The sequence below is a fragment of the Shewanella indica genome (assembly GCF_033842865.1).
Taxonomy (GTDB): Bacteria; Pseudomonadota; Gammaproteobacteria; order Enterobacterales; family Shewanellaceae; genus Shewanella; species Shewanella indica.
On the sequence record NZ_JAWXXR010000001.1, the window covers coordinates 2,610,257 to 2,634,080 of the forward strand.

Sequence of the window (23,824 nt, forward strand, 5' to 3'; positions counted from 1 at the left end):
CAAGTTGGCGTGACAGACATGGTGCAGCTTTAATTGACTTGTGAGTATGGCGCTGGGTGGAAAATTTGCAGAAGGGGAATTGAGCAACCTGAGTTCGAGCTGGACGCCAGAGAAATCTACCCGGCGGGAGTGGGCATAAAAAACGGGGCCGTATAGGCCCCGTTTTCAATCCATCTGCGGATTACTTCATGCGTGCCAAGACGCGATCGGCTGCATCCAGAGTCGCTTGCAGCTCTTGCTCGCCGTGAGCCATAGACAGGAAACCTGCTTCAAAGGCGCTTGGTGCCAGGTAAATACCTTCATCCAACATGCCGTGATAGAAGGCGCGGAACTGCTCCATATTGCACTTGGTGACCTGCTCAAAGCCGGTGATCTTCTCTTCATCGGTAAAGAAGAAACCAAACATGCCGCCAACATAGTTGATGGCCATAGGGATACCATGTTTGTCGGCCGCGGCCTTGAAGCCTTCGGCAATACGCTTGGTCTTGGCAGCCAGATCTTCATAGAGGCCAGGCTCTGACAGGGCTTCCAGCTGGGCCAGACCTGCGGTCATGGCGATAGGGTTACCTGAAAGGGTACCGGCTTGGTACACAGGGCCGGTCGGGGCAATATACTGCATGACTTCTTTCTTGCCACCGAAGGCACCAACCGGCATACCGCCGCCGATAACTTTACCCAGAGTGGTCAGATCCGGTGTCACGCCATAGTGGCCTTGAGCACCGCTCTTGGAGACGCGGAAGCCTGTCATCACTTCGTCGATGATTAACAGGGCGCCGAACTGATCGCATAGCTCACGCAGTCCTTCAAGGAAACCTGCAACCGGCGGGATACAGTTCATGTTGCCGGCAACCGGCTCAAGTATGATACAGGCGATATCCTGCGGATGCTGGCTGAACAGCTCTTTGACTGAGTCCAGATCGTTATAGACAGCAGTCAGAGTGTGCTTGGCGAAGTCAGCTGGGATCCCAGGGGAGCTGGGCTGACCCAGAGTCAGGGCGCCTGAGCCGGCCTTAACCAGCAGACAGTCGGCATGGCCGTGGTAGCAGCCTTCGAACTTGAGGATTTTGTCTCTGTTGGTGTAACCACGAGCCAAGCGTATGGCGCTCATGGTAGCTTCTGTACCAGAGCTCACCATGCGTACCTGTTCAATGGAAGGCACCATCTCAATGACTTTTTCTGCCATCTGCACTTCCAGTTCGGTAGGTGCGCCGAAAGACAGACCGTTCTCCACCGCCTTGAGAACTGCTTCGCGGATCTTGGGATGGTTGTGACCCAGGATCATAGGCCCCCAGGAACCGACATAGTCGATATAGGCTTTGCCGTCGGCATCATAGATATAGGCACCGTCGGCCTTTTCGATGAAGCGGGGAGAGCCGCCTACACCATTGAAGGCACGTACTGGCGAGTTCACACCGCCGGGGATGGTTTTCTTGGCCTGTTCAAACAGGTCTTCAGAACGGGTCATGTTTAATCCTTAAAGTCAGTGGCCGCTCTTTAGCGATTGGCCTTGCGTGAATACCAGTTAACCGGACACTCGTATTTTTCCAACTGATTGTCCACCCCGAGTGTCAGGGCAAACAGTGCCATGCGGATCAACAAGCCATTGTCGGCCTGACGGAAGATAGCCAGGTTGGGATGGTTGTTAAGATCATTGTCCAGCTCATTGGCCTGCAGCCTGGAGTCCCGAGGCAATGGATGCATGATCACTGTATTGGACTTACAATTTTTGGTGTATATGGCGCTGTTCAAACGGAACTTGCCACGATACTTATCGGCTTCCTCCTGCGAGGGGAAGCGCTCTTCCTGAATGCGCGTCAGGTAGAGTATATCAGCCTGATCTAAATTGCCTTCCAGTTGGTCTGTTATTGTGATCTTATGCCCGGCATTTTCAATGTCGGCGATCACATAGTCAGGCATTGCCAGCTCGGCAGGGGAGATCAGGGTGAAGCTGATGTTCTTGTACATGCACAGTAGACGCGACAGCGAGTGCACAGTGCGGCCGTATTTGAGATCGCCCACCATGGCGATATGCATACCGTCTATGCCTAAGCCTTTGCTGTGCAGCTCTTTCTGTATGGTGAACAGATCCAGCAGTGCCTGGGTTGGATGCTCGTTGGCACCATCGCCGCCGTTAATCACAGGCACCCGGCTGCCTTCGGCAAATTCGCGTACCGAGTAGGACTCGGGGTGGCGCATGGCTATCACGTCCGAGTAGCTGGACAACACCCTGGCGGTATCGTAGAGGGACTCCCCCTTGGACAGCGACGAGGAGGCCATACCGACCGTTTCAGCAACCCGGCCGCCAAGCAGGTTGAAGGCGCAGCCGAAGCTGACCCGGGTGCGGGTGCTGGGTTCAAAAAACAGATTGCCGAGAATAGCACCGTCCAGCACCTTGGTACGCTTCTCGCGCAGTGCGTATGGGGTCATCTTTTGGGCTACTGAGAAAATGGTTTGAATGGCGTCCAGATCTAACTGGTTTACAGAGAGGATATGTGATCCCTGGAAATGGTTCATCAGCCTTGGTTTCCAATGCAGTTGGGTGTTGACACTGAGGTCTGGACCCATGGGTTATGTAGGGTTTGGCTGAGGCGCAACTATAACAGAAGGCGGCGGTCATGAAAATGACTGATGACTGAAATTACACTTCTCCGGCACGGATTTCCTGCTGCAGGTTAGACCAACTGATCACTCCGACGATATTCTCCGGGTTATCTTGATAGATATAGACTTCACCGGCACGTTTCGGTGCCAGTATTTCATACACCTCGTTGAGGGTGGCCGAGTCGGGTAGCCCCTGGATCCTGTGTTGGGTCAGGCTGGTGTCAGTGTCAAACGAAGGCATCTGCAACTCCAGCATGGCAATCTGGCCTTCGGCATCTCTGGCAAGCACGGGCCTGCCCTGGGCGCGTTTCATTACTTCCAGCAGCAGCTCATCATTGTTGTTGACTATCACTATGCGCCTGTCCATCAGGGCGCGTACTCCGAGTTTCTGTAACCCCAGGTTAACCGGGGCCACTTTATAACCCAGGCCCATGATATCCAACTGACGAAAGAATATGGATTTGGCATTCAGCCCCTGATAGGCGATGAGGTAGGCGGGCACGGCCACTATCATTCCGGGCAGTATGATGGAGGCATCATTGGTCATCTCCAGCAGCGCCACCAGGGCGGCGAGCGGTGCACTGAGGCAAACCCCCATCATGGCGGTCATGCCGATGACGGTATAGAGCCCGGCATAGGGGGCCACCGAGGGAAACAGCAGCGCGGTCGCCTGAGCCAGAATGGCGCCGCCCAAGGCGCCTATGCCGTAGAGTGGGCCTATGATCCCACCCGGGATCCCAAGGCCGATAGCGGCAATGGTCGCGATAATCTTGGCCAGCAATACCGCCAGCAAAAACCAGATGGCCGGATTGTCGCTGACCGCAAGTCCTATGGCCATTTCACCGCTGCCCAATGCCTGAGGCAGCACCAGGCCTATCAAAGTGGTGATAACACCCGCCAGTAACAGGCGGATAATCAAGGGCCAGTGTTGGCCGCGCTCGGTCACCTGAATAAGGCTGTGATTGAATAAGGCCGCGGCGACCCCCAGCACTATACCGCCGAGTGCCAGCAGCGGGTACTGATCCAGTGGAATATGGCTGACCTTGATGGCATCAAACTCGTGGATATTACCGAACACCACCTGGCTGGATACGGCGCCGCAGATGGCCGACAGCATGATGGGGAAGAAGTACTGTACCTTGTATTCCCTGAGCACCACTTCGAGGACAAATACCACGGCGGCCAAGGGCGCGTTAAAGGTGGCGGCTATCCCGGCGGCTATGCCGCTGGCGCACATGATGCGTACACTGTTGTCCGGCAGCTTGAATTTTTCCGCCAATACCGAGGCGGTGACCGCCCCCAGATGAATTGCCGGGCCTTCACGACCGACCGAGAAGTTGCTCGCCAGTGCAAACAGCGCCTGAAAAAACTGCCCCGGTGCCGACTGCAGCGGAATTTTGCCGTAATGCAGTTTCACCCTGTGCAGCACATAGGCTATGCCCATCCGCTTGTAGCGTTTGGAGCCGAATTTGGCGACAATCCAGATCAAAAAAGCCCCAAAAAGTGGTAACAGGACTCGCCAGTCACCGATTGAGCCCGTAAAATCCCATTCTTGTGTTTGGGTAAAATGATTGGCCCATTGCAGCAGCAGGCGAAACAGTATGATGACAGCCGAGGCCATCAGCGCAAACAACAGGGCCAGCAGACACAGTTGAATACTGATCCTCGTTTGGGACAGCTTGTCTCTCATCTGGTGGCGCAGATACTTTCGCGCCTCAAGTTTGAACTTTCTGAATCTTGTCTGCACTGCTGCTTTCCGAAGCCTGATGTGAAATCTTAGTACCCAAGATGGAAATTTTTATATAAGGGGCTGTTAGTTAATGGCAAATTATCATCGCTGGCTCGATCGCCTGCAAGTGATGGAGCGAAATATTCGCCCATCCAGTCTGTATTTGTTGCTCTTGGTCATGGTGGCCTTTCTGACTGGACTGCTCAGCTATCACTTTTTTATTCCGCCAGCAGAAGTCAAATTTCAACGAAACGATGGCAAGAGTCAGCGATTGCAGATCGAGTTACAGGAGCAGGCGCAGCAGTTGGCGAGCCGCAATTTGGAGCTGAGCCTGGCCAAGGAAGCCAACGAACAGATGCAGCAGCTGTTCAACAAACAGCATAAAAAGCAGCAGGAGCTGGAACGTGAGTTGGCCTTCTACCGCAGCATCATGGCGCCGGAGTATAATGCCGAAGGGGTGGCTATTCATGGTTTGGAATTGATGCCTTTAGCCACAGCTGGACAGTTTCGCCTCAAATTGGTGCTGACCCAGTTGCAAAAGCGTAAGCAGGCGCTCAAGGGAAGAAGTGAGATACTTCTCATTGGCATGCAAGAGGGCAAGCAAGTCGAACTGAATTTAGCTAAACTGGTGGACACCAAGTTGGCATTTAACTTCAAGTACTTTCAGGTACTGGAAGCGGAATTTACCCTGCCTGAAGGGTTTGAATTACAGCAGATGAAAGCCAAGGTCGTTGTGCCTGCGAGTCGCTGGAGCAAAGGCGCCGAAACCGAGCAAAGTTTCAGCTTGCCTGAGTTGCTTGAGGGCGAAAAAGATCCCGGCATAATACTTGAACAAAATAGTCAGGTAACAGATAATCTGCCACAGCAAACAGATGTAAGAGGTAGTAATGACTGAACAAGCTGAATCAGCTATGCCCATCCAGTTTACCGATGCGGCGGCAACCAAGGTCAAGGCCTTGCTGGAAGAAGAACAGAACAGTGCGCTGAAGCTGCGGGTCTATGTCACGGGCGGCGGCTGCTCAGGTTTTCAGTATGGCTTCACCTTTGACGAAAAAGTGAATGAAGGCGATTTCACTGTGGAAAAACAAGGGGTACAGCTGGTCGTTGATCCCATGAGCCTGCAATACCTCGTTGGCGGTGAAGTGGATTACACCTCAGGGCTGGAAGGTTCGCGTTTTTTCGTCAAAAACCCAAACGCCACCACCACCTGTGGCTGTGGGGCCAGCTTCTCGGTATAACCGAGAATAAAAGCAGCAAAAAGCCGTCCACTGGGACGGCTTTTTTGTGGGCGCAAGGCCGGTTACTGCATCAGGTTGAAGTTCATCTTACGCTTGAAGAAGGCTTTGACCTTGGGGGTAAAGGCTATCCATACCTGCAGCATGCAAAAGCCTATCAGAAAGCTGAAAATGGCCCAGTCCGGTGCCTTGATCTCAAAACCTGTGATTTTGAGTGAGTTAGGCCCAGTAGCTACACTGTCGCCCTGATCCAGAAGATAGGGCAAGAAACTCACCAGCGCGAGTTGCACCAAGGTATAGAGTCGTAGTGCCCATAAGCCGGCTTGATGGCGCGCTAATACCGCCAACACCATGATCAGCGTCAGCAGACAAAAGATAACGCCTTGACCGGCAATCAGACCACTGACCGCGGCAGCGATATAAAGTAGCATCAGCAGCAGTAGGCGTTTGGGAATGGCGTAGCTTTCTGTGGCGGTTTGGCTCATCTCGCGGCGCTCCTTGTGCGCTATTGAATCATGTTCTATTGAATCATGCTCTATCGACTCAGTGACGCGTCTTGGGCGCCAGTCGCTGCTCCAGCTCATGTGGCGGGATCACTACGCCGAGATCTTCCAGCATAGGGAAGACGGCAACATAGAGCTCGTCATCTTCCATACCTGGAACCCAGCGCTCCAGCCACTCGGCCAGGCCGATAGACAGCGGTCGGCAATCTTGCCAATCATCCTCGGCCCACAGGGAAGCCGTCTCTTCACTGGGCCAAACTGGAATACAGTCTTCATCATCCGTGGTCAGCATCACGCAGCCGTCATTGTCTTGTAATACCCACAGCTCTTTATGTTCTTTTACCTGCTCTACCAGAAAGTCGTAGCGGCCTTCCGGTGTCATACCGGCGAACTGGGCCTGGGTTTGTTTCTTGCTCATGGTGACATCTCATCTCGGTGGCCACGGCACTGCGCCCGGCCAAAAATTGACGGCATGTTAACATTGCTTGCAGGCAAGAAAAAGCGCCCCGCAGGGCGCAATGGCTAATTCCTGTTTTTCAGCTTTGCCTGGTTGAAGCCAATCTTTTCTCAGGCGGCGGGGAAACGGGCACCGAGCACGGCTTCGCGGCTGGCGCCGGTTACCGCCGGCAGGTTCGCCGGTAAGCCTTGATGGTGGCGCAGCGCCAGCCAGGCAAACGCTATGCCTTCCACCCACTTGGGATCAATACCCAAAGCCGAGGTAGTGGCTATGCTGTGCTTTGGTAACTGGGCCCCGAGGCGTTTCATCAATACGCCATTGAGCGCGCCGCCACCACAGACATAGATTTCGCCATCCGGGCTCAGCTTGGCTATGTCTCTGGCAATGCTGTGACAGGTGAGATCCAAGAGTGTCGATTGAATATCTTCTTCCGGCAGATGGCTGAACAGCGCCAGTTGTTGATCCAACCAGGCGTTGTTGAATAGCTCTCTGCCCGTGCTCTTGGGATAATCCAGTGAGAAATAGGGGTGTGATAACAACTGCGCCAGAAACTCCGCCGAACTGTTGCCGCTTTCGGCCCACTGGCCATCTTCATCAAACGGCAGTTGTCTTATCTGCTGGCTCCAGGCGTCTATCAGGGTGTTTCCCGGGCCGGTATCAAAGCCAAGGATCTCCCGGTTATCGGCGGGCAGGAAAGTGATGTTGGCGATGCCGCCGATATTGAGAATGAAGCGATTTATACCTGGGTGTGAGAATATCTGCTGGTGGAATGCCGGCACCAAGGGAGCACCCTGGCCACCGAGGGCGACATCCTTACGGCGAAAGTCGGCGATAACATCTATACCGGTTTCGGCGGCGATTGTGTTGGGGTCGCCAATTTGCAGGGTAAAGCCCACTTCCAGGTTGGGCATGTGGCGTACTGTCTGGCCGTGGCTGCCGATAGCACAGATCTGTTCTTTACTCACCCCAGTCTTGGCCAGCAGTTGCTTGACCGCGGCTGCAAACACCTTACCCACAGTGCGATCCAGCCGTCCCAAACGGTTAATTTCATCTGTATCCGGTTGGCACAGACGCTGCAACCCCTTGAACAAATGAGTGGGCAACGGCTCTGTATGTTGGCCAAGCAGCTTAGGTTGACCACTGCTGAAGTCCACTAATACGGCATCAACGCCGTCCATGCTGGTGCCGGACATCAGCCCAATAAAGTATCCTGAATTCATCTATGCTTCCCTGTTATTGCATCGCAACCTGAACTTGTTTGTTGCGATGTAGCGTGGCCATTAATTGGTTACTGAGCTGTTGGAAGGCGACACGTTCGCGCTTGGCTATCGCTTCGGCCTTGGGGAGATCCACAGTGCGTGGATTTCTGTGTACACCGTTGACGATAAACTCATAGTGTAGGTGCGCACCTGTTACCCGGCCTGTGCGGCCAAGGGTTCCTATGATCTGTCCCTGTTTGACGCTTTCACCTTGTTTGACCTTACGCTTGTTGAGATGCAGGTATTTGGTGGTATAAGTTTCGTTGTGTTTGATAAATACATAATTGCCGTTGTATTGGTTGTAACCTGCCTTGATCACCCGCCCGCTGCCTGCCGCTTTGATGGGAGTACCTATGGCAGCAACATAATCTACCCCGCGGTGAGCCTTCACCTGACCGGTAACAGGGTGCAGGCGGCGGGGATTGAAGTTGGAACTCACATACTTGAAGTCAACCGGAGAGCGCAGGAATGCCTTGCGCATGCTGCGGCCTTCCTCGGAATAGTAGTTGCCATCCTTATACCTTACCGCGGTGTAGCGCTCGCCCTGATTGATAAATTCGGCGGCCAATATGTTGCCGTTACGCAGAAACTCGCCGTCGGCATATTCCTCTTCATACATGAGGGCAAAGCTGTCGCCTTCGCGGATATCCAGGGCAAAGTCGACGTCCCAGCCGAATATGGTGGCCAGTTGCATAATCTGCGCCGGGGTCAGTCCGGCATCGACACCGGCATTCCAGAAGTTGTTCTTGATACTGGCGCGGGTGAATTTATCCCGGGTCTCGACAGTTTTTACCGCCAGTTCTTCTTGATAACTCTTGCCCTGTTTGCGGACTATCAGAGTAGAGATGGCATCGAGGCGGTATCTGAGCTCTTGCAATTCGCCATCGGCGTTTTTACCTATGGCGACTTCGTCACCAGGCATGATTTTCAGCAGGTTTTTTTTCGCCAGCGGCAGCTGGGTAATGTCGTGAACTTCTCTGGCAGTAAGTGAGGCGCGACTGAAGAGCGCCGCCAGCGTATCGCCACTCTTTATCTCGAAATGTTCAAGCTCGGCTATCGCCGGACTGGTTTGCTCCGGAACTGTCAGAGCGGCTTTAGCCTGTTGATTGAGTTTCTCTGTCAACGCCTCGGCGGCGGCTTCTGATTCTGGATCTTGCCCGCTTTCAACCACTTGCTGGGCCGTAGGTGAAGTGGGGGTACGAAAGGCCAGAGGCACTTGGTAACGAACATGGGTTTCCGGAACTGCGCTGTTTTTCGATGCCTTGGCTTCGTCAGAGGGCAGCAACAGGGTTATCAGGGTTATGGTAGTAAAAATACTAAGCAGGATTTGATGCTTTCTGGGCAGCAGTTTGAAGAGAGTTATAAGCTTTGCCATCGACCCGGATACCAATTTCTTAATTCTTGGGCATATTGCCTTAGTGTACACACTTTCATTTAGGCTGGCTAACAAGTAACATAAGTCTCTTTGAATTTGAAGAGCCTAGGGAGTTGTTGGCGAGATGGCTGATTTAGCACAAATAATGGCGGAAATTAAACGTGGTACCGACGAGGTTTTGCTCGAAGCAGATCTGCTTGAAAAGCTGAAAGAAGGTCGGCCACTTAAAATCAAGTTGGGTGCTGATCCGACTGCGCCGGACATTCACCTAGGCCATACCGTTATTCTTAACAAACTCAGACTGTTCCAGGACCTGGGACACGAGGTTATCTTCCTTATCGGTGACTTTACCGGTATGGTCGGTGACCCGAGTGGCAAGAACAGTACTCGCCCACCTCTGACCCGTGAGCAGGTATTGGCCAACGCCGAAACCTACAAGGAGCAGGTATTCAAAATTCTGGATCCGGCCAAGACCCGGATTGAGTTCAATTCCAGCTGGTTGGAAGATCTCGGCGCCGCCGGTATGATCCGCCTGGCCTCCCGCCAGACTGTTGCTCGTATGATGGAGCGTGACGATTTCAAGAAGCGCTTTGCCTCAGGTCAATCGATCGCTATCCATGAATTTATGTACCCGCTGCTGCAGGGGTATGACTCAGTGGCATTGAATGCCGATGTAGAACTGGGCGGTACTGATCAGAAGTTCAACCTGCTGATGGGCCGTGAGCTGCAGAAATCCGAAGGCATGAAGCCTCAGGTGGTGATTATGATGCCGCTGCTGGAAGGGCTGGACGGCGTGAAGAAGATGTCAAAGTCTGCCGGAAACTACATAGGTATCAGTGAAGCCCCGGATGAGATGTTCGGTAAGATAATGTCCATTTCCGATGAGCTGATGTGGCGTTACCTGGAGCTGCTGTCTTTCCGTCCGCTGACTGAAATCGAACAGTTTAAGGCCGATGTCGAAGCCGGTGCCAACCCAAGGGATATTAAGATAGCCCTGGCGAAAGAGATTATTGGTCGTTTCCACAGTGAAGAAGCTGCCGAGGCTGCCCATCAAGCCTTTATCAATCGTTTCCAAAAGGGTGCTATGCCGGATGATATTCCCGAGCTGACTCTGGAAGCCGGTGAAGGGTTGGCGATTGCCAATCTGCTGAAAGAAGCTGGTCTGGTTGGCTCCACTTCCGATGCCATGCGGATGATCAAGCAAGGTGCGGTGAAGATGGATGGTGATAAGCTTGAAGACAGCAAGCTGGTACTGAACGCCGGCACTTGCGCGGTATTCCAGGTTGGCAAGCGTAAGTTTGCCAAGGTAACACTGGCCTGAACTCAAGGTACCTAAATTCCAAGGTAGCTAAATTTAAGCATTTGTTTGAGCGCGTAAAATACCAAACCCGGCATTGCCGGGTTTTTTCTTACCTGTATCAGGCTCAGTGGTCGTGAGGTGGGCTACAGTTGTCGGTACCAAAGTAGACCTTGTTCTGGCAGCGCCAACTGAGCACGGCTTTTTCCACTGACCAGTCTCCGGCATTGTTATCGAGCGCCAGAATAAGCAGCATCTGCGGATGTCCTTCCTGGGTGCTGACATTATAGGTTAAGGTCTTGCCGTGAGAGTGGCTGATGCGTACAAACTTAAAGGCTGAGCCAGAATAGTGACGGCTGATCCCTTCGGGATTGTTACTCCAGGGAGCCTGTTGATGTTGCGCCTGCATCAGCTTTTGATTGAAACGGTTTATAGGTTGTGCGGCGTAGGAAACCACCAGGGGTGGTTCAAACTTTTCTTCGGCATTGAATGCTGCCTGGGCCTGAGTCATCAGAGGGAAGCACAGGGGCAGGACAGCCAGTACGGATAAGCGACTCATCTTTACCTCTCGGATCAGAGTGAACCCTGATCTCGCTGTTGGCACTCAGATGAGTTGGACAGTAAAAAACAGGCCGGGTTCCCGGCGAGCTGGATTACTGAGCCGAGAGTTGATCCACCATGGTCTGATAGTCCATCAGATCCATATGTTCTTTCACCCTGTGGTTGAGTGTATCCAGCTTTAGCGTGGTTACTCCGGGGATGGCGATATCAATAATTTTCCCGGGCTTGCCAAATTGCTCGCCCGGACCCTTATAGTGGTAGTTGCCTATCATTACCACCAGAGAGCCTGAGTTGAACATGTGCTCTATGTTGAATCGATACTCGAGTACGCCGCGGTGTGCCCGCTCCAGAAACTCTATAATATGCCTGCCGCCCGTGTATTTGCGGTTTGCTGTACGGTCGTTGAAGACGCTGTCACGATTGTAAAAGGTCGCCAGCTCATCATAGTCGTGAGTGGTCAGAGCATGGATATAGCGTACGGCCATCTGCTGCTCCGGCGGCATATCGCCGCTGTTGGCCAGCAATGGTGGGCTTAACAATGCCAGGATCAACACCAAATAACGCACAATCAATCTCTCTTGGTCTTTAGGTCAAACGCGGGTAACGACAGGTGCCAACGTATGGCGGCCAGGCGAATTATCAAAGCCGTGAAAAAAGCCAGCATCAGCGCCGCCTCGGCTTCGAATTTTAACTGCAGGCTGCAGGTGTACACCAGACCGCCCAGAATAGATGCTGTGGCGTAGATTTCGGTACGCAACACCATGGGGATCCGGCGGCAAAGCAGATCCCGAATAATGCCTCCTCCCACTCCTGTGATCAAGCCCATGACTACGGCTATCAGGGCGCCAAACTCCAGAGTCAGGGCCTTTTGGGTACCGATAACGGTAAAGAGCGCCAGGCCGACGGCATCGGCTATGGCCAGGCTAGATGGGGGCAAACGCCAGGGGCGGCGTACCAGAATCAAGGTCAGTACCACGGTCAGTAGTATCACGTAGAGATAGTTGTGGTCATGAAGCCAGAATACCGGAGCGCCCAGAATGGTGTCTCTTAGGGTGCCGCCACCTATGGCTGTGACCGCTGCCAGTACCAAAACGCCGAAAGGATCCATCCTGTGCCGGCCGGCAGCCAAAGCGCCGGAAAGGGCGAATACTGCGGTGCCGAACAGATCCAGGCTATAGACCCACAATGTCATTAACCCATCTCTTTGAGATGAATGTTGAGGGCATCGACCGAGATACGGATTTCAATCACCGACAGGATTAAGGAATACAGCAATAACAGCAAACTGGCGCCGAAAATCATCGAGCCTGTAGTGTTAAAGCCAAGATAGATAAAAATCATACACAGCACACACAGGGCGAAGCTGGTGACACCTGCCTCCTGCATGCGACGGATGATAACGATGCGGCGGCGCAGGTTTTTCAGTTGTTCGGCGGCAACGGGTTTATCGCCGCCACTCAAGGTGCGAATTAGCGCGGCCAGTGAGAAAAATCTATTGGTATAAGCCAGCAGCAGCAGGGAAATGGCCGGAAACAGCAATGCCGGGGTCGTCAAAGAGATATGCATATTGTCCAGCACGGCAGTCTTCTCAGTGTCAAGCGGGGAATGAAGGCATTATAAGGAGAAATTGAATAATTTAAAGCGTTTGTGAATAACGTAACAAAACCCAAATCAGAGGTAACAAGATCACAAAAGCAAACCAGATGGTGAAGGTGCGAAATGTCAGTGAAATCGCCTTGGGAATGGTCTTGTGATCCGGCACTGGGCCCGGGCCCACTTTCTCCACCTGAACCTTGATGCCGGAATACTTTTGTGGTCCGCCAAGCTCTGTCATCAGTACAAATGCTGCCATGGTTGCCACCTGGAAATTAGAGCCGATAGGAAAGCGGCTATGGGGTGTGTGCCAAAGCAGTTTTAATGTCTGGGGACCACCCTGAATCGCCAGGGTAAAACGCCACAGCTGCGCCGGAATATACAGTAGCACTTGATTGACCAGAAAAACGGGGCGACCGAAGAAACGGTATTGTGGATCCAGACACCACCAGCTCTGTTCCAATTGTTTGAGCATTCTCACCAGCAGCACCATGGGCGCGCCGGCGAGACAGAAGAAAAACACCACGGTAACAGTGCCGTGAATGGGAGTGGTCACCAGCTTTTCTATAGTGGCCTTGGCTATGCCTGCCTCGGACAGTTCGGCAGTGTCGCGGGCAACCCAGGGGGCGAGCAACTCTCTGGCGGCCGCTTTATCTCCCCGCCTGAGGGCTTGGTATATCTCTTCGGCTTCCTGAATAAAACAGGCGTCGTTGAGACACAGATAGAGGATCAAAAACTCAAAGAACCAGGGGAATGCCGCCAGTTCCAGCAGAAAGGTGATGATTAACCAAAATGGCAGTACCAGCAGTAAAATGGCCAGTGAACCGGCAATCAGCTGCTGCTTTTTGTCTCTGTCGCCCCGTTTGACCTTGGCGGCCAGTGACCTGGCAAGATGGCTCAACCAGGCCAGGGGTTGAAACGCCTGGGGCAGCGGCGCCAAACGTGCCAGTAACAAGGCCAAAAACAGCACCAGAAACCCCTGTATGAGGGGGCCATCTAAGGCCAGCAGCTGCTCGCAAAAGGGCAGACTCATGGGCTCTGGTGCTCCTTAAATTAAAGGTGATGCAGCATGCCTATGACCATCAGGGCCGAGTGGTGCCCCGCCTTGACCAGATAGGCATCAAAGTCGACCGGAGAGTCGTTGTTGGCATTATCGGACAGAGAGCGGATCACCACAAAGGGCACGCCGAACTGATGACATACCTGAGCAATGGCGGCGCCTTCCATTTCGCAGGCGGCCATGGTGGGGAAATGTTTTAACATGACGGCAGTGCGCTCGGGATCGCAAATAAAGCTGTCACCTGTGCAGATAAGGCCTTCAATGGCTTTGACCTCTCCCAAACCTGCGATGGCCTGTTGGGCTGCCAGCATCAATTTGGGATCCGGGATAAAGGCTGCCGGTTGCTGCGCCATCTGGCCCATCTCATAGCCAAAGGCGGTGACATCGACATCGTGGTAGCGGACTTCATCGGAAATCACTATATCACCTATCTGCAGCGCATCGACAAACCCACCGGCCGAGCCGGTATTGATGACTGCATCCGGGGCGAACTTTTCAATCAACAGACTGGTCGCTATGCTGGCGGCAACCTTGCCTATGCCGGAGCGGGTAACTATGACTTCTTTGCCAACCAGAGTGCCGCTGACAAATTCAATGCCGGCAATCTTGCTGTGCTGTGGGTTTTCCAAAGAGGCAATCAGGTGAGCAACTTCCGGCTCCATGGCGCCGATAATACCGATTTTCATGGCTTAACCTTCTTTAAATGTCTTGAGTGAGCCTGAGGGCGGCTTAATATAGCACAAGCCTAGGATGGTGCGAACAAGTCAGCTGCTTGCGACTTGTAGGGACGACAAGTCCAAGGCAGTCGCAAGCGTGTTATTTGAAGTGTGGCGGTTGGATGAAAAAAAAGCGCACCCGGGAGGTGGGTTCCCGTATGCGCTCAAAGTGTTGAGTTGTCAGCTGAGGAAATTGAGGATCCCAAGCGCCGCATCGCGTCCTTCGGCGATGGCGGTGACCACCAGATCTGAACCCCTGACCATATCACCACCGGCAAACACTTTGGGATTGCTGGTCTGGAATGGATTGGCCGCTTCTTTTTCAGCTTTTACCCGGCCCCATTGATCCAGGGCGATATCAAACTCGGCAAACCAGGGCGCCGGGCTGGGTTGGAAACCGAAGGCGACAATCACGGCGTCAGCCTCCAGCAACTGATCGCTGCCCGGGATGGGCTCTGGACGCCGGCGACCGCTGGCATCGGCGTTGCCAAGCGCGGTTTCAACAAATTCGACTCCCTTGACCTTGCCATCGTCTGTGGCAATCGCCACCGGCTGGCGGTTGAACAGAAACTCGACTCCTTCTTCGCGGGCATTTTGCACCTCACGGCGCGAACCCGGCATATTCTCTTCGTCGCGGCGATAGGCACAGATAACCGACTCGGCGCCTTGGCGCACCGCCGTGCGCACACAGTCCATGGCGGTATCACCGCCGCCGAGCACTACCACCTTCTTGCCCTTGAGGTCGATGTAGGGCTGCGCCGGATCGGCTTGCCCCATCAACTCACGGGTGTTGGCAATCAGGTAGGGCAGGGCTTGAATAACCCCTTCAGCTTCTTCACCGGGCAGGCCCGCCTGCATGGCGTTATAGGTCCCCATGCCGAGGAACACGGCATCGAAGTTGGTCAGCAGCTCGGCAAAGGGAATATCTTGGCCTACAGTTACGCCGAGGCGGAACTCTATCCCCATGCCTTCCATCACGCTGCGGCGGGTAGCCATCACGGACTTGTCGAGCTTAAAGGCGGGAATGCCATAGGTCAGCAGGCCGCCTATCTGAGGATATTTGTCAAAGACTACAGCCTTGACCCCGTTGCGGGCCAGGATATCGGCGCAGCCAAGACCGGCCGGCCCCGCGCCTATGATGGCGACCCGCTCGCTTCTGGGCGTTACCTGGCTCATGTCAGGGCGCCAGCCCTGGGCGATGGCGGTATCTGTGATGTACTTTTCCACATTGCCTATGGTGACGGCGCCGAAGTCATCATTCAGGGTACAGGCACCTTCACAGAGCCTGTCCTGCGGGCAGACTCGGCCGCAGACCTCCGGCAGGGTATTGGTTTCATGCACCAGGTCTGCCGCTTCCAGGATACGTCCCTGTTTGGCCAGCTTGAGCCAGTTGGGGATATAGTTGTGCAGCGGGCACTTCCACTCGCAGTAAGGGTTACCACAGTCCAGGCAGCGATCGGCCTGCTGGTCGACCTGCGCCTGGGCAAAGGGTTGGTAAATCTCAATAAACTCAGTCTTGCGGCGTGCGATAGCCTGCTTGCTCGGGTCGATACGACCCACTTCGATAAACTGAAAATCGTTACTCATGCTCGCTTACCCCGCTTTTACGGCCAGTTCCGGGCTCGGTTGTTCCAGTTTGAGCAGATCCGAAACCTGAATATTCTTGGGCTTGACCAGGACAAAACAGTCGAGCCAGTTGTCAAACTCACTGAGAATGGCACTGGCGTGTTCACTGCCGGTCTTGGCCACATGTTGCTCTATCAGCCCTTTGAGGTGCTGTTGATGAATGGGCATCTCCAGCTTGAGGGTATCGACCAGTTCGGTATTGACCCTACGGCTAAAGCGGCCGAATTGGTCGAACACATAGGCAAAACCGCCAGTCATACCGGCGCCGAAGTTGACGCCCGTGGTCCCCAGCACCACTACTATGCCGCCTGTCATATATTCACAGCCGTTGTCACCGACCCCTTCAACTACCGCCAATGCCCCAGAGTTCCTGACCGCGAAGCGCTCACCGGCCCGTCCCGCCGCAAACAGTTTGCCGCCGGTGGCACCATAGAGGCAGGTATTACCGACAATGGCGCTGCGCTCGGATTGGAAGGCGCTGCCGAGCGGTGGATAGATGGCTATCTTGCCGCCGGACATACCTTTACCCACATAGTCGTTGGCGTCGCCGCACAGTGACAGCTCGAGTCCGGGGCTGTTCCAGACCCCGAAACTTTGGCCGGCGCTACCGTTGAAGCTGAGTCTTATCGGCTTGGGACAGCCTTTTACGCCCCAGGTTGCCGCGATATGGCCCGAAAGCGCGGCGCCTACTGAACGGTCGGTATTATTGATGGGGAAGCAGATATCGAAGCCTTCGCCCTTGGTGGCACGCTCGGCGCACTTGGCCAGCAGTTCCTGGTTCAGGCTGCCGGGATCTGCCGGCGTATTGATCTCTTTCCAGGTCAAACTGGTGCTTGGCAATACTTCGGGTTTGAACAGGATAGGGCTCAGATCCAGTCCCTGCTGCTTGGCGGTCTGGCCTTCGATGGCCTGCAGCCAATCGCTGCGCCCTACCAATTGTTCAAACTCGCTGACCCCCAGCTTGGCCATCCATTCACGCACTTCTTCGGCGACAAACTCAAAGTAGGTCATTACTCGCTCGGGCAAGCCATGATAGTGCTTGTCTCTCAAGGTCTTGTCCTGGGTGGCAACGCCGGTGGCACAGTTGTTTAGGTGACAGATACGCAGGTATTTGCAGCCGAGCGCTATCATGGGCACAGTGCCAAAGCCGAAACTCTCGGCACCCAGTAAGGCCGCCTTGATAACATCTGTGCCAGTCTTGAGACCACCATCCACCTGCAGGCGTATTTTATGTCGCAGACCATTGGCCACCAGAGACTGGTGAACTTCGGCAAGGCCCAGCTCCCAAGGGCTGCCAGCATACTTGACCGACGTCAGTGGGCTGGCGCCTGTGCCGCCATCATAGCCGGAAACGGTAATCATATCGGCATAGGCCTTGGCGACTCCTGTGGCTATGGTGCCAACACCCGGCTCAGAGACCAGCTTGACCGAGATAAGCGCCTTGGGGTTTATCTGCTTGAGATCGAAGATCAGCTGCGCCAAATCCTCAATAGAGTAGATATCGTGGTGCGGCGGCGGTGATATCAGCGTTACACCCGGGCGGGCATGCCTGAGGCCGGCGATTTCAACACTGACCTTATGACCGGGCAGCTGACCGCCTTCACCGGGCTTGGCGCCCTGGGCGACCTTGATCTGCAGCACTTCGGCGTTAATCAGATAATGGGCGGTTACCCCAAAGCGGCCAGAGGCTATCTGCTTGATGGCCGAATTGCGTTCGCTGTTGAATCTGCGGGCATCTTCACCGCCTTCGCCCGAGTTTGAGCGGCCGCCGAGACGGTTCATGGCGATGGCCAGCGCTTCGTGAGCTTCCGGGCTCAGGGCGCCGATACTCATGGCGGCGCTGTCGAATCTGGGGAAGAGAGTTTTGGCCGCCTCTACATCTTCGAGCGCTATGCTTTCGCGCTGCTGTTTGATGCTCAGCAGATCTCTCAAGGTGGCGACCGGCCTTTGGTCTACCAACTCGGCAAACCGTTTGTAGAGCGGGTAATCCACCTCTTTCAGAGCCCGTTGTAAGGTATTGACCACATCCGGGTTGAAGCAGTGGTATTCGCCGCCCTCAACGTACTTGAGCAAACCGCCCTGCGGCAGCGGTACATGGGGGCGGAAGGCCGCCTGACTCAGCAGTTGCTGATCGGCTTCTATGCCATCGAAGCCCACACCCTGAATACGGCTGACCACGCCGTTGAAGCATTGTTTAATCACTTCGTCGGCCAGGCCTATGGCCTCAAATTGCTGGCTGCAGCGATAGGAGGCGACTGTGCTGATCCCCATCTTGGACATGATCTTGCGCAGCCCCTTCTCAATGCCGTAGCGGAAGTTGAGCATCAGATTGACGATATCCTCGGCCTGATGGCGCTTGGCGAGTTCGGCAATGGACTCGTACACCAGATAGGGGTAAATGGCCGTAGCGCCAAAGCCCAGCAGTACCGCGAAATGGTGCGGATCCCGGGCCGAGGCTGTTTCCACTATGATGTTGGTGTCACAGCGCAGGCTCTTGTTCACCAGCATCTGCTGCACTGAACCTACCGCCATGGCGGCCGGAATGACCAGGGTGTCTTTGCTGACGGCGCGATCCGAGAGCACTATCAGGGTGGTGCCGGTGCGTGCCAGGCGTTCGGCTTCATCAGTGATCCGTTTGATTGCCTGACTCAGGCCTTCGGAGGCCGGATAGTTAAGGTCAACCTTGTTGGCACGGTAATAGGTGCTGTCCAGACTCAGCAACTGGTTGAAGTCACTGAACAACAAGATAGGTGAGTTGAACATCACCCGATAGGCGTGTCCCGTGGTTTCGTTAAACAGGTTCTGCTCGCGGCCGATACAGGTGGCCAGCGACATCACATGTTTCTCCCGCAGCGGATCGATTGGCGGGTTGGTGACCTGGGCAAATTTTTGCCGGAAATAGTCATACAGCGAGCGCTGTTTCTTCGACAGCACTGCCATCGGGGTGTCGTCGCCCATGGAGCCGGTGGCTTCTTCGCCTTTGCTGGCCAGTACCCAGATCACTTGCTCAAGCTCTTCACGGCTGTAGCCGAACAGCTTCTGGTACTGCAGCAAAGTGCCCTGGTTGAATTCACTGACGCCCTGATCCTGCGGCGACAACTGCTCTGCCGGTACCAGAGTCTGGCTGTTTTTCGCCATCCACTCCTTATAGGGGTGACGACGTTTAAGATCGTTATCGATTTCGAATGACTGATAAAGACGACCGCTGAGGGTGTCGAGTACCAGAAGTTCACCCGGGCCGACCCGGCCTTTTTCAATCACTTCATCCGGGCCATAGTCCCAGATACCCACTTCCGAGGCCAGGGTGAGAATTCTGTCTTTGGTGATCACATAGCGCGATGGCCGCAGCCCGTTGCGATCAACCGCGCAGGCGGCGTGGCGACCGTTGGTCATGACTATCCCGGCCGGGCCATCCCAAGGCTCCATATGCATGGAGTTGAAGTCATAGAAGGCCTTGAGCTCTTCATCCATCTCGGGGTTACTCTGCCATGCAGGCGGGATCAGCAAACGCATGGCGCGGTACAGGTCCATGCCGCCGGCCAGCAGCATCTCCAGCATATTGTCCAGTGATGACGAGTCTGAGCCGGTTTCATTGACAAACGGGGCGGCCTGCTGCAAGTCAGGCAGCAGCGGTGAGTTGAACTTGTAGGCCCGCGCCCTAGCCCATTGACGGTTACCTGTGATGGTATTGATCTCGCCATTGTGGGCCAGAAAACGGAACGGCTGTGCCAGTGGCCACTTGGGTGAGGTGTTGGTCGAGAAGCGCTGGTGGAACAGGCAGATAGAGCTTTGCAGCCTAATATCGGCCAGATCCGGATAAAAGGCCGGCAGATCGGCCGGCATCATCAAACCTTTGTAGACAATGACCTGGCCGGAGAGGCTGGCGACATAAAAGTCTTTATCCTGGCTTAATTGCTGCTCGAGACGGCGGCGAGCCATATAAAGGCGCCGCTCCAGATCTTTTTCTCGCCAGCCAATGGGAGCATTGATGAGCACTTGCCAAATTTGCGGCAAGCTGGACTTGCCTATCTCGCCGAGCACTTGCGGATTGACCGGAACCGGGCGCCAGCCGGCAATACTCAGGGTTTCTTTCTCCAGTTCCCGTTCGAGCAATATTCTGGCTTCGGCGGCCAGGGTTTCATCCTGGTTTAAAAACAGCATACCAACGGCGAACTTACGGCTGAGATGCCAGCCCTGTTCGGCCGCAATGGCTTCAAAGAATCCTGTGGGCATTTGCATCAGCAAACCGCAACCGTCGCCAGTGCGTCCGTCAGCTGCAATACCACCACGATGTTTCATGCGGTCGAGGCCATGGATTGCCGTGCGAACAATGCGATGGCTGGCTTCGCCATCCATTTGGGCTATTAATCCAAAACCACAGTTATCCCGCTCGAAACTGGGATGATACAAGCTCATACAAAACCTCCCTTAACATCACTATTACTACTCGGGAGAGAGTACCAAACTCTATAGATATGCACCCGAACCATTCAAATTATCCTGAGACTTGCTAAAGGTCAAACCTAAATATTGCATATATTTGATGAATCTTGGGGTGTTTCATACGGAATCTTCAATTGCATTACGTTAACGTAAACTGAGGATTGCGCTGTATAACACTATGAATGAAAAGAAAATCTACTTTGCCCCTGTTTTCTGTTCACCTAATTTTAACAAGCGGCCTCGAATTATCCTTAAAGAAGAAAAACTGATTTCCGGTCTCGCTGGTGTTTACATTAAAAATTTGCATTAAATGATTAAATATTCACAAAAGTGTGATCTGGGAGCGGTTTGCGCTCAAGCGGTTTGATCATTGATCACTGGCAAAAGTAGCAGCCATTTGTGACATAAATTGACCTGGAGCAGAGTAGTCCCAAATTGGAGTCGTTAGACTGGCGACTTTTTTGAGAGAAGCAAATGGGACTGGACGATTTTGTCACTACCTTTGGTCAATACTGCCGGCAACAATTTGGTCAACGGTTACAAAAGCTGACTCTGGATGCACGTTTTACCTGTCCCAATCGCGACGGAACTCTAGGGCGCGGTGGTTGCACTTTCTGTAATGTTGCCTCTTTCAGTCATGAACATGGAACCGACTTGTCGATTGCGGCTCAGCTTGAGGCCGGCAAACAGAAGATGAGGGCAAAGGCTTCGCGGTTTTTGGCTTACTTCCAGGCCTATACCAGTACTTATGAAGAGTATGCCGAGTTGAAGCGCAAATACGATGAGGCACTGCAGAGCGAACAAGTGGTGGGTTTGTGTGTCGGTACCCGCCCGGATTGCGTACCGGACAGGGTGCTGGATCTGTTGGCGCAATATCAACAAAACGGCAGTGAAGTTTGGTTGGAACTGGGTTTACAGACAGCTCACGACGCCACGCTGAAAAGAATTAACCGTGGTCATGACTTTGCCGCTTACCAGGATGCTGTATGCCGCGCCCGCAGTCGCGGACTCAAGGTATGTACTCATCTGATCCTCGGACTGCCGGGAGAAGGGCTGATTGAACATCAACAAACGCTGGAAGCAGTGTTAAACACAGGTGTCGATGGCCTTAAATTACATCCCCTTCATATAGTAGTCGGCAGTACCATGGCCAAGGCCTGGGAAGCAGGCAGGTTGCAGCCACCGACACTGGACGAATATGTTACCAGTGCGGCGCAACTGATCCGTCACACGCCAAAAGAGATAGTGTTTCATCGGGTGACCGCTTATGCCAGCCGTCCCGTGTTGCTGGCGCCGGATTGGTGCGCTCAGCGCTGGATAGGCTTGGTAGCACTGGTGGATGAGTTGGCGGCTAAGGGCGGGCAAGGTTCTAGTTTAATCAATTTAAATCAATAGCCTATAAATCATTGTATCTATTGTGCCCGGATTTTGTATCGCCAATGTTAAATCCGGGAAAGTTTTGTCTTGTTTAGCGCCTATAAGTTGCACCGGTAATTTTAGCGGGTATGATGTGGTAAATCTGACACATTTGAGGAGCGCCTTCATGGCCACAACTGAACTGGATACTATCTTAGATCTCAATACCCTGGAGCAGTACTGTAGTGCTATTGGTGCCGGCACCTTACTCAAGAGTGTGGTGTTATTTGAACAGTTGTTGCCTGAATACGTCGCGAATTTGCAAAAGGCCGAAGCGGCCGGAGATAAAGATACCCTGTGCGCTGAGGCTCACAAGTTCAAAGGTGCTGCCGGCTCTGTGGGATTAAAGCGGATCCAGCAAACTGCACAGCAACTGCAACACGGTGAAGAAGCCGCTTGGGAAGCCGGGCATAAAGAGTGGCTGGCGGTTATTGTTGAACATGCCGGTGCAGATCTGCAGCAACTCAAGTCTTTCCTCGAAGCCAAAGCATAAATTAGCCTTGGGTGCCGGAGAGAAGCTCCGGCGCAGTCAAGGTATTAAGAAACTTCCGTTACTACCCCCTTTTTTAATACCTGAACCTTAGCCGTCAAGGCTTGGGTTCTCTGCTATTTCCGCTTCAGTGATAGATATCTTGGGGGATGATTTATCGCCTCGGTCACACTCCTGATGTGATACTGCTGCTCGACAGACTTTTTGTGTTAGATTAGATAGAACTTTCTAATGCATTACTCAATTGGTAATCGACAAAATGAAACACTTACCCAGTTTGAAAAATCTCTATTATCTGGTGAACCTGCATCAGGAACAGAACTTCAACCGGGCAGCCAAGGTGTGCCATGTTAGCCAATCGACGCTGTCCAGCGGGATCCAAAATCTGGAAGAACAGTTGGGTTATCAGCTGATTGAACGGGATCATAAGTCTTTTATGTTTACCGCTATCGGTGAAGAAGTAGTACAGCGTTCGTTGAAAATTCTGACCGATGTCGATGACTTGGTGGAATTGGTGAAAAACCAGGGTGCGCCTATGACTGGAGAGATCCGACTTGGCTGTATTCCCACCATTGCCCCGTTCCTGCTGAGCCGTGTAGTTAAGCAGTGCCAGAAGACCTATCCGGATCTGAGTTTGCTGCTCAAAGAGGACACCACAGAGCGTTTGTTGACAGCTTTGGGTAAGGGCGAGTTGGATCTGTTGTTGTTGGCTCTGCCTGCTGATACTTCCGGCTATCACAGCATGAAAGTGGGTATAGATCCCTTCAAGATGGTGGTGCACAAGGACTTATCTGCCGATATTCATGAGCCGGTGGACTATCAGGCGCTGCCGGATGAGAGTATTTTTCTGTTGCAGAGTGAGCACTGCATTACCGGTCATGCCATCAGTGCCTGCCAACTGGGTGACAGCGCCAAGGTCAACCCTTTTGCGGCCACCAGTTTGCACACTCTGGTACAGATGGTGAACAGTAAATTGGGCACGACTTTCCTGCCGCAGATGGCAATAGATGCCGGGATATTGAAAGACACAGATCTGGCGGTGATGAGCCCTCCAGGGGAGGCTCCATATCGTGAGATAGGTCTGGTATGGCGTCAGACTACCAGCCGGATCCTGACTTTCAGAACTTTGGGGCTGGAGATCCAGCAGCTGCTTCAGCAGCAGGTTTAGGCTTGGATTCAAGTCGTAACAGTAAGAAAATACATCTATGATATCTTAGAAAAGCCTTGCAGGATGCGGCCTGCGTAGAGCCGTTTACTCAAACTGCTCTACGCAGGTATATTGAAAGCTCAAGAGCGGTAGTTACACCGATTCAAAACTGGAGCTTGACGCTGTCTCAGTTGTTCATCCATTTTGAAGAGCGACAGGAAACCTACATTGCGCTGTGATTTTTAACGTGACACAGAATTTTGAAAACCCTCTTTCGAATATAATCCGTAAAGCATGTTACTTGACGATGAGCTTC

The 23,824-nt window shown here is 53.5% G+C and carries 21 protein-coding genes and 1 pseudogene; 7 read left to right on the forward strand and 15 right to left on the reverse strand.

Annotation, left to right across the window (positions count from 1 at the left end):
• Nucleotides 1–181 precede the first annotated feature (181 nt).
• From hemL to SIL79_RS11770, 3 genes are all read right to left on the reverse strand, one after another.
• Nucleotides 182–1,465, reverse strand: a complete 1,284-nt coding sequence (gene hemL, locus SIL79_RS11760; RefSeq protein WP_039033668.1) for a glutamate-1-semialdehyde 2,1-aminomutase — start codon at nucleotides 1,463–1,465, stop codon at nucleotides 182–184.
• Nucleotides 1,466–1,494: 29 nt separating this feature from the next.
• The gene (locus tag SIL79_RS11765) at nucleotides 1,495–2,514 is read right to left on the reverse strand and encodes an aspartate carbamoyltransferase (RefSeq protein ID WP_039033669.1); all 1,020 of its coding nucleotides are present in this window, start codon (nucleotides 2,512–2,514) and stop codon (nucleotides 1,495–1,497) included.
• Between the two features lie 124 nt (nucleotides 2,515–2,638).
• Nucleotides 2,639–4,291, reverse strand: a complete 1,653-nt coding sequence (locus tag SIL79_RS11770; protein ID WP_082014254.1) for a chloride channel protein — start codon at nucleotides 4,289–4,291, stop codon at nucleotides 2,639–2,641.
• Between the two features lie 130 nt (nucleotides 4,292–4,421).
• On the opposite strand from SIL79_RS11770, the gene SIL79_RS11775 reads away from it, so the two are divergent.
• Nucleotides 4,422–5,225 (forward strand): DUF6776 family protein, encoded by an 804-nt coding sequence (locus SIL79_RS11775; protein WP_039033671.1) that lies wholly within the window; start codon nucleotides 4,422–4,424, stop codon nucleotides 5,223–5,225.
• Nucleotides 5,218–5,568: an iron-sulfur cluster insertion protein ErpA gene (gene erpA / locus SIL79_RS11780; protein ID WP_025010525.1), complete on the forward strand. Its 351-nt coding sequence runs from the start codon at nucleotides 5,218–5,220 to the stop codon at nucleotides 5,566–5,568. The genes SIL79_RS11775 and erpA overlap by 8 nt, the downstream gene beginning before the upstream one ends.
• Nucleotides 5,569–5,630: 62 nt before the next feature.
• Here erpA and SIL79_RS11785 read toward each other — a convergent pair whose 3' ends face one another.
• The 4 genes from SIL79_RS11785 to SIL79_RS11800 form a co-directional block, all read right to left on the reverse strand.
• Nucleotides 5,631–6,050, reverse strand: coding sequence for a hypothetical protein (locus SIL79_RS11785; RefSeq protein ID WP_101094926.1), 420 nt, complete (start codon nucleotides 6,048–6,050; stop codon nucleotides 5,631–5,633).
• A 58-nt stretch (nucleotides 6,051–6,108) separates the two neighbouring features.
• Nucleotides 6,109–6,486: a DUF2750 domain-containing protein gene (locus SIL79_RS11790; RefSeq protein ID WP_039033673.1), complete on the reverse strand. Its 378-nt coding sequence runs from the start codon at nucleotides 6,484–6,486 to the stop codon at nucleotides 6,109–6,111.
• Nucleotides 6,487–6,635: 149 nt separating this feature from the next.
• Entirely contained in the window at nucleotides 6,636–7,745 is a 1,110-nt protein-coding gene (locus tag SIL79_RS11795) for an anhydro-N-acetylmuramic acid kinase (protein ID WP_039033674.1), read from the reverse strand.
• A 13-nt stretch (nucleotides 7,746–7,758) separates the two neighbouring features.
• Nucleotides 7,759–9,159, reverse strand: a complete 1,401-nt coding sequence (locus SIL79_RS11800; protein ID WP_162206787.1) for a peptidoglycan DD-metalloendopeptidase family protein — start codon at nucleotides 9,157–9,159, stop codon at nucleotides 7,759–7,761.
• A 124-nt stretch (nucleotides 9,160–9,283) separates the two neighbouring features.
• On the opposite strand from SIL79_RS11800, the gene tyrS reads away from it, so the two are divergent.
• Nucleotides 9,284–10,480, forward strand: a complete 1,197-nt coding sequence (gene tyrS / locus SIL79_RS11805) for a tyrosine--tRNA ligase (protein ID WP_039033676.1) — start codon at nucleotides 9,284–9,286, stop codon at nucleotides 10,478–10,480.
• Between the two features lie 103 nt (nucleotides 10,481–10,583).
• Here tyrS and SIL79_RS11810 read toward each other — a convergent pair whose 3' ends face one another.
• From SIL79_RS11810 to gltB, 8 genes are all read right to left on the reverse strand, one after another.
• Nucleotides 10,584–11,015, reverse strand: a complete 432-nt coding sequence (locus SIL79_RS11810; RefSeq protein ID WP_039033677.1) for a hypothetical protein — start codon at nucleotides 11,013–11,015, stop codon at nucleotides 10,584–10,586.
• 94 nt (nucleotides 11,016–11,109) lie between these two features.
• Entirely contained in the window at nucleotides 11,110–11,583 is a 474-nt protein-coding gene (locus tag SIL79_RS11815) for a nuclear transport factor 2 family protein (protein ID WP_373296856.1), read from the reverse strand.
• A gap of 2 nt (nucleotides 11,584–11,585) precedes the next feature.
• Complete coding sequence (locus SIL79_RS11820) at nucleotides 11,586–12,209, reverse strand: trimeric intracellular cation channel family protein (protein ID WP_039033679.1); 624 nt, start codon at nucleotides 12,207–12,209, stop codon at nucleotides 11,586–11,588.
• Nucleotides 12,209–12,583, reverse strand: a complete 375-nt coding sequence (locus SIL79_RS11825; RefSeq protein ID WP_039033703.1) for a DUF2721 domain-containing protein — start codon at nucleotides 12,581–12,583, stop codon at nucleotides 12,209–12,211. Before SIL79_RS11825 ends, SIL79_RS11820 begins: the two co-directional genes overlap by 1 nt.
• A gap of 70 nt (nucleotides 12,584–12,653) precedes the next feature.
• Entirely contained in the window at nucleotides 12,654–13,643 is a 990-nt protein-coding gene (locus SIL79_RS11830; RefSeq protein ID WP_162206789.1) for a cobalamin biosynthesis protein CobD/CbiB, read from the reverse strand.
• Between the two features lie 20 nt (nucleotides 13,644–13,663).
• Entirely contained in the window at nucleotides 13,664–14,356 is a 693-nt protein-coding gene (locus tag SIL79_RS11835; RefSeq protein WP_039033681.1) for a 5'-methylthioadenosine/adenosylhomocysteine nucleosidase, read from the reverse strand.
• Nucleotides 14,357–14,566: 210 nt separating this feature from the next.
• On the reverse strand, nucleotides 14,567–15,973 hold the full coding sequence (locus SIL79_RS11840) for an FAD-dependent oxidoreductase (RefSeq protein WP_071475582.1): 1,407 nt from the start codon (nucleotides 15,971–15,973) through the stop codon (nucleotides 14,567–14,569).
• A 6-nt stretch (nucleotides 15,974–15,979) separates the two neighbouring features.
• Complete coding sequence (gene gltB, locus SIL79_RS11845) at nucleotides 15,980–20,428, reverse strand: glutamate synthase large subunit (RefSeq protein ID WP_162206790.1); 4,449 nt, start codon at nucleotides 20,426–20,428, stop codon at nucleotides 15,980–15,982.
• A 501-nt stretch (nucleotides 20,429–20,929) separates the two neighbouring features.
• On the opposite strand from gltB, the gene SIL79_RS11850 reads away from it, so the two are divergent.
• From SIL79_RS11850 to SIL79_RS11865, 4 genes and pseudogenes are all read left to right on the forward strand, one after another.
• Nucleotides 20,930–21,850: a TIGR01212 family radical SAM protein gene (locus tag SIL79_RS11850; protein WP_039033705.1), complete on the forward strand. Its 921-nt coding sequence runs from the start codon at nucleotides 20,930–20,932 to the stop codon at nucleotides 21,848–21,850.
• Nucleotides 21,851–21,998: 148 nt separating this feature from the next.
• On the forward strand, nucleotides 21,999–22,364 hold the full coding sequence (locus SIL79_RS11855) for an Hpt domain-containing protein (protein WP_039033706.1): 366 nt from the start codon (nucleotides 21,999–22,001) through the stop codon (nucleotides 22,362–22,364).
• A 256-nt stretch (nucleotides 22,365–22,620) separates the two neighbouring features.
• Nucleotides 22,621–23,529 carry a hydrogen peroxide-inducible genes transcriptional activator OxyR gene (gene oxyR / locus SIL79_RS11860; RefSeq protein WP_052248010.1) on the forward strand — a complete coding sequence of 303 codons (909 nt, stop codon included), beginning with the start codon at nucleotides 22,621–22,623 and terminating at the stop codon, nucleotides 23,527–23,529.
• 84 nt (nucleotides 23,530–23,613) lie between these two features.
• Nucleotides 23,614–23,747, forward strand: a pseudogene (locus tag SIL79_RS11865) (IS256 family transposase); the annotation flags it as partial.
• Nucleotides 23,748–23,824 lie beyond the last annotated feature (77 nt).

Bases quoted from the DNA above. Each gene is read 5' to 3' on its own strand.
- hemL (WP_039033668.1), bottom strand. From the start codon at position 1,465: ATGACCCGTTCTGAAGACCTGTTTGAACAGGCCAAGAAAACCATCCCC.
- SIL79_RS11765 (WP_039033669.1), bottom strand. From the start codon at position 2,514: ATGAACCATTTCCAGGGATCACATATCCTCTCTGTAAACCAGTTAGAT.
- SIL79_RS11770 (WP_082014254.1), bottom strand. From the start codon at position 4,291: ATGAGAGACAAGCTGTCCCAAACGAGGATCAGTATTCAACTGTGTCTG.
- SIL79_RS11775 (WP_039033671.1), top strand. From the start codon at position 4,422: ATGGCAAATTATCATCGCTGGCTCGATCGCCTGCAAGTGATGGAGCGA.
- erpA (WP_025010525.1), top strand. From the start codon at position 5,218: ATGACTGAACAAGCTGAATCAGCTATGCCCATCCAGTTTACCGATGCG.
- SIL79_RS11785 (WP_101094926.1), bottom strand. From the start codon at position 6,050: ATGAGCCAAACCGCCACAGAAAGCTACGCCATTCCCAAACGCCTACTG.
- SIL79_RS11790 (WP_039033673.1), bottom strand. From the start codon at position 6,486: ATGAGCAAGAAACAAACCCAGGCCCAGTTCGCCGGTATGACACCGGAA.
- SIL79_RS11795 (WP_039033674.1), bottom strand. From the start codon at position 7,745: ATGAATTCAGGATACTTTATTGGGCTGATGTCCGGCACCAGCATGGAC.
- SIL79_RS11800 (WP_162206787.1), bottom strand. From the start codon at position 9,159: ATGGCAAAGCTTATAACTCTCTTCAAACTGCTGCCCAGAAAGCATCAA.
- tyrS (WP_039033676.1), top strand. From the start codon at position 9,284: ATGGCTGATTTAGCACAAATAATGGCGGAAATTAAACGTGGTACCGAC.
- SIL79_RS11810 (WP_039033677.1), bottom strand. From the start codon at position 11,015: ATGAGTCGCTTATCCGTACTGGCTGTCCTGCCCCTGTGCTTCCCTCTG.
- SIL79_RS11820 (WP_039033679.1), bottom strand. From the start codon at position 12,209: ATGACATTGTGGGTCTATAGCCTGGATCTGTTCGGCACCGCAGTATTC.
- SIL79_RS11825 (WP_039033703.1), bottom strand. From the start codon at position 12,583: ATGCATATCTCTTTGACGACCCCGGCATTGCTGTTTCCGGCCATTTCC.
- SIL79_RS11830 (WP_162206789.1), bottom strand. From the start codon at position 13,643: ATGAGTCTGCCCTTTTGCGAGCAGCTGCTGGCCTTAGATGGCCCCCTC.
- SIL79_RS11835 (WP_039033681.1), bottom strand. From the start codon at position 14,356: ATGAAAATCGGTATTATCGGCGCCATGGAGCCGGAAGTTGCTCACCTG.
- SIL79_RS11840 (WP_071475582.1), bottom strand. From the start codon at position 15,973: ATGAGTAACGATTTTCAGTTTATCGAAGTGGGTCGTATCGACCCGAGC.
- gltB (WP_162206790.1), bottom strand. From the start codon at position 20,428: ATGAGCTTGTATCATCCCAGTTTCGAGCGGGATAACTGTGGTTTTGGA.
- SIL79_RS11850 (WP_039033705.1), top strand. From the start codon at position 20,930: ATGGGACTGGACGATTTTGTCACTACCTTTGGTCAATACTGCCGGCAA.
- SIL79_RS11855 (WP_039033706.1), top strand. From the start codon at position 21,999: ATGGCCACAACTGAACTGGATACTATCTTAGATCTCAATACCCTGGAG.
- oxyR (WP_052248010.1), top strand. From the start codon at position 22,621: ATGAAACACTTACCCAGTTTGAAAAATCTCTATTATCTGGTGAACCTG.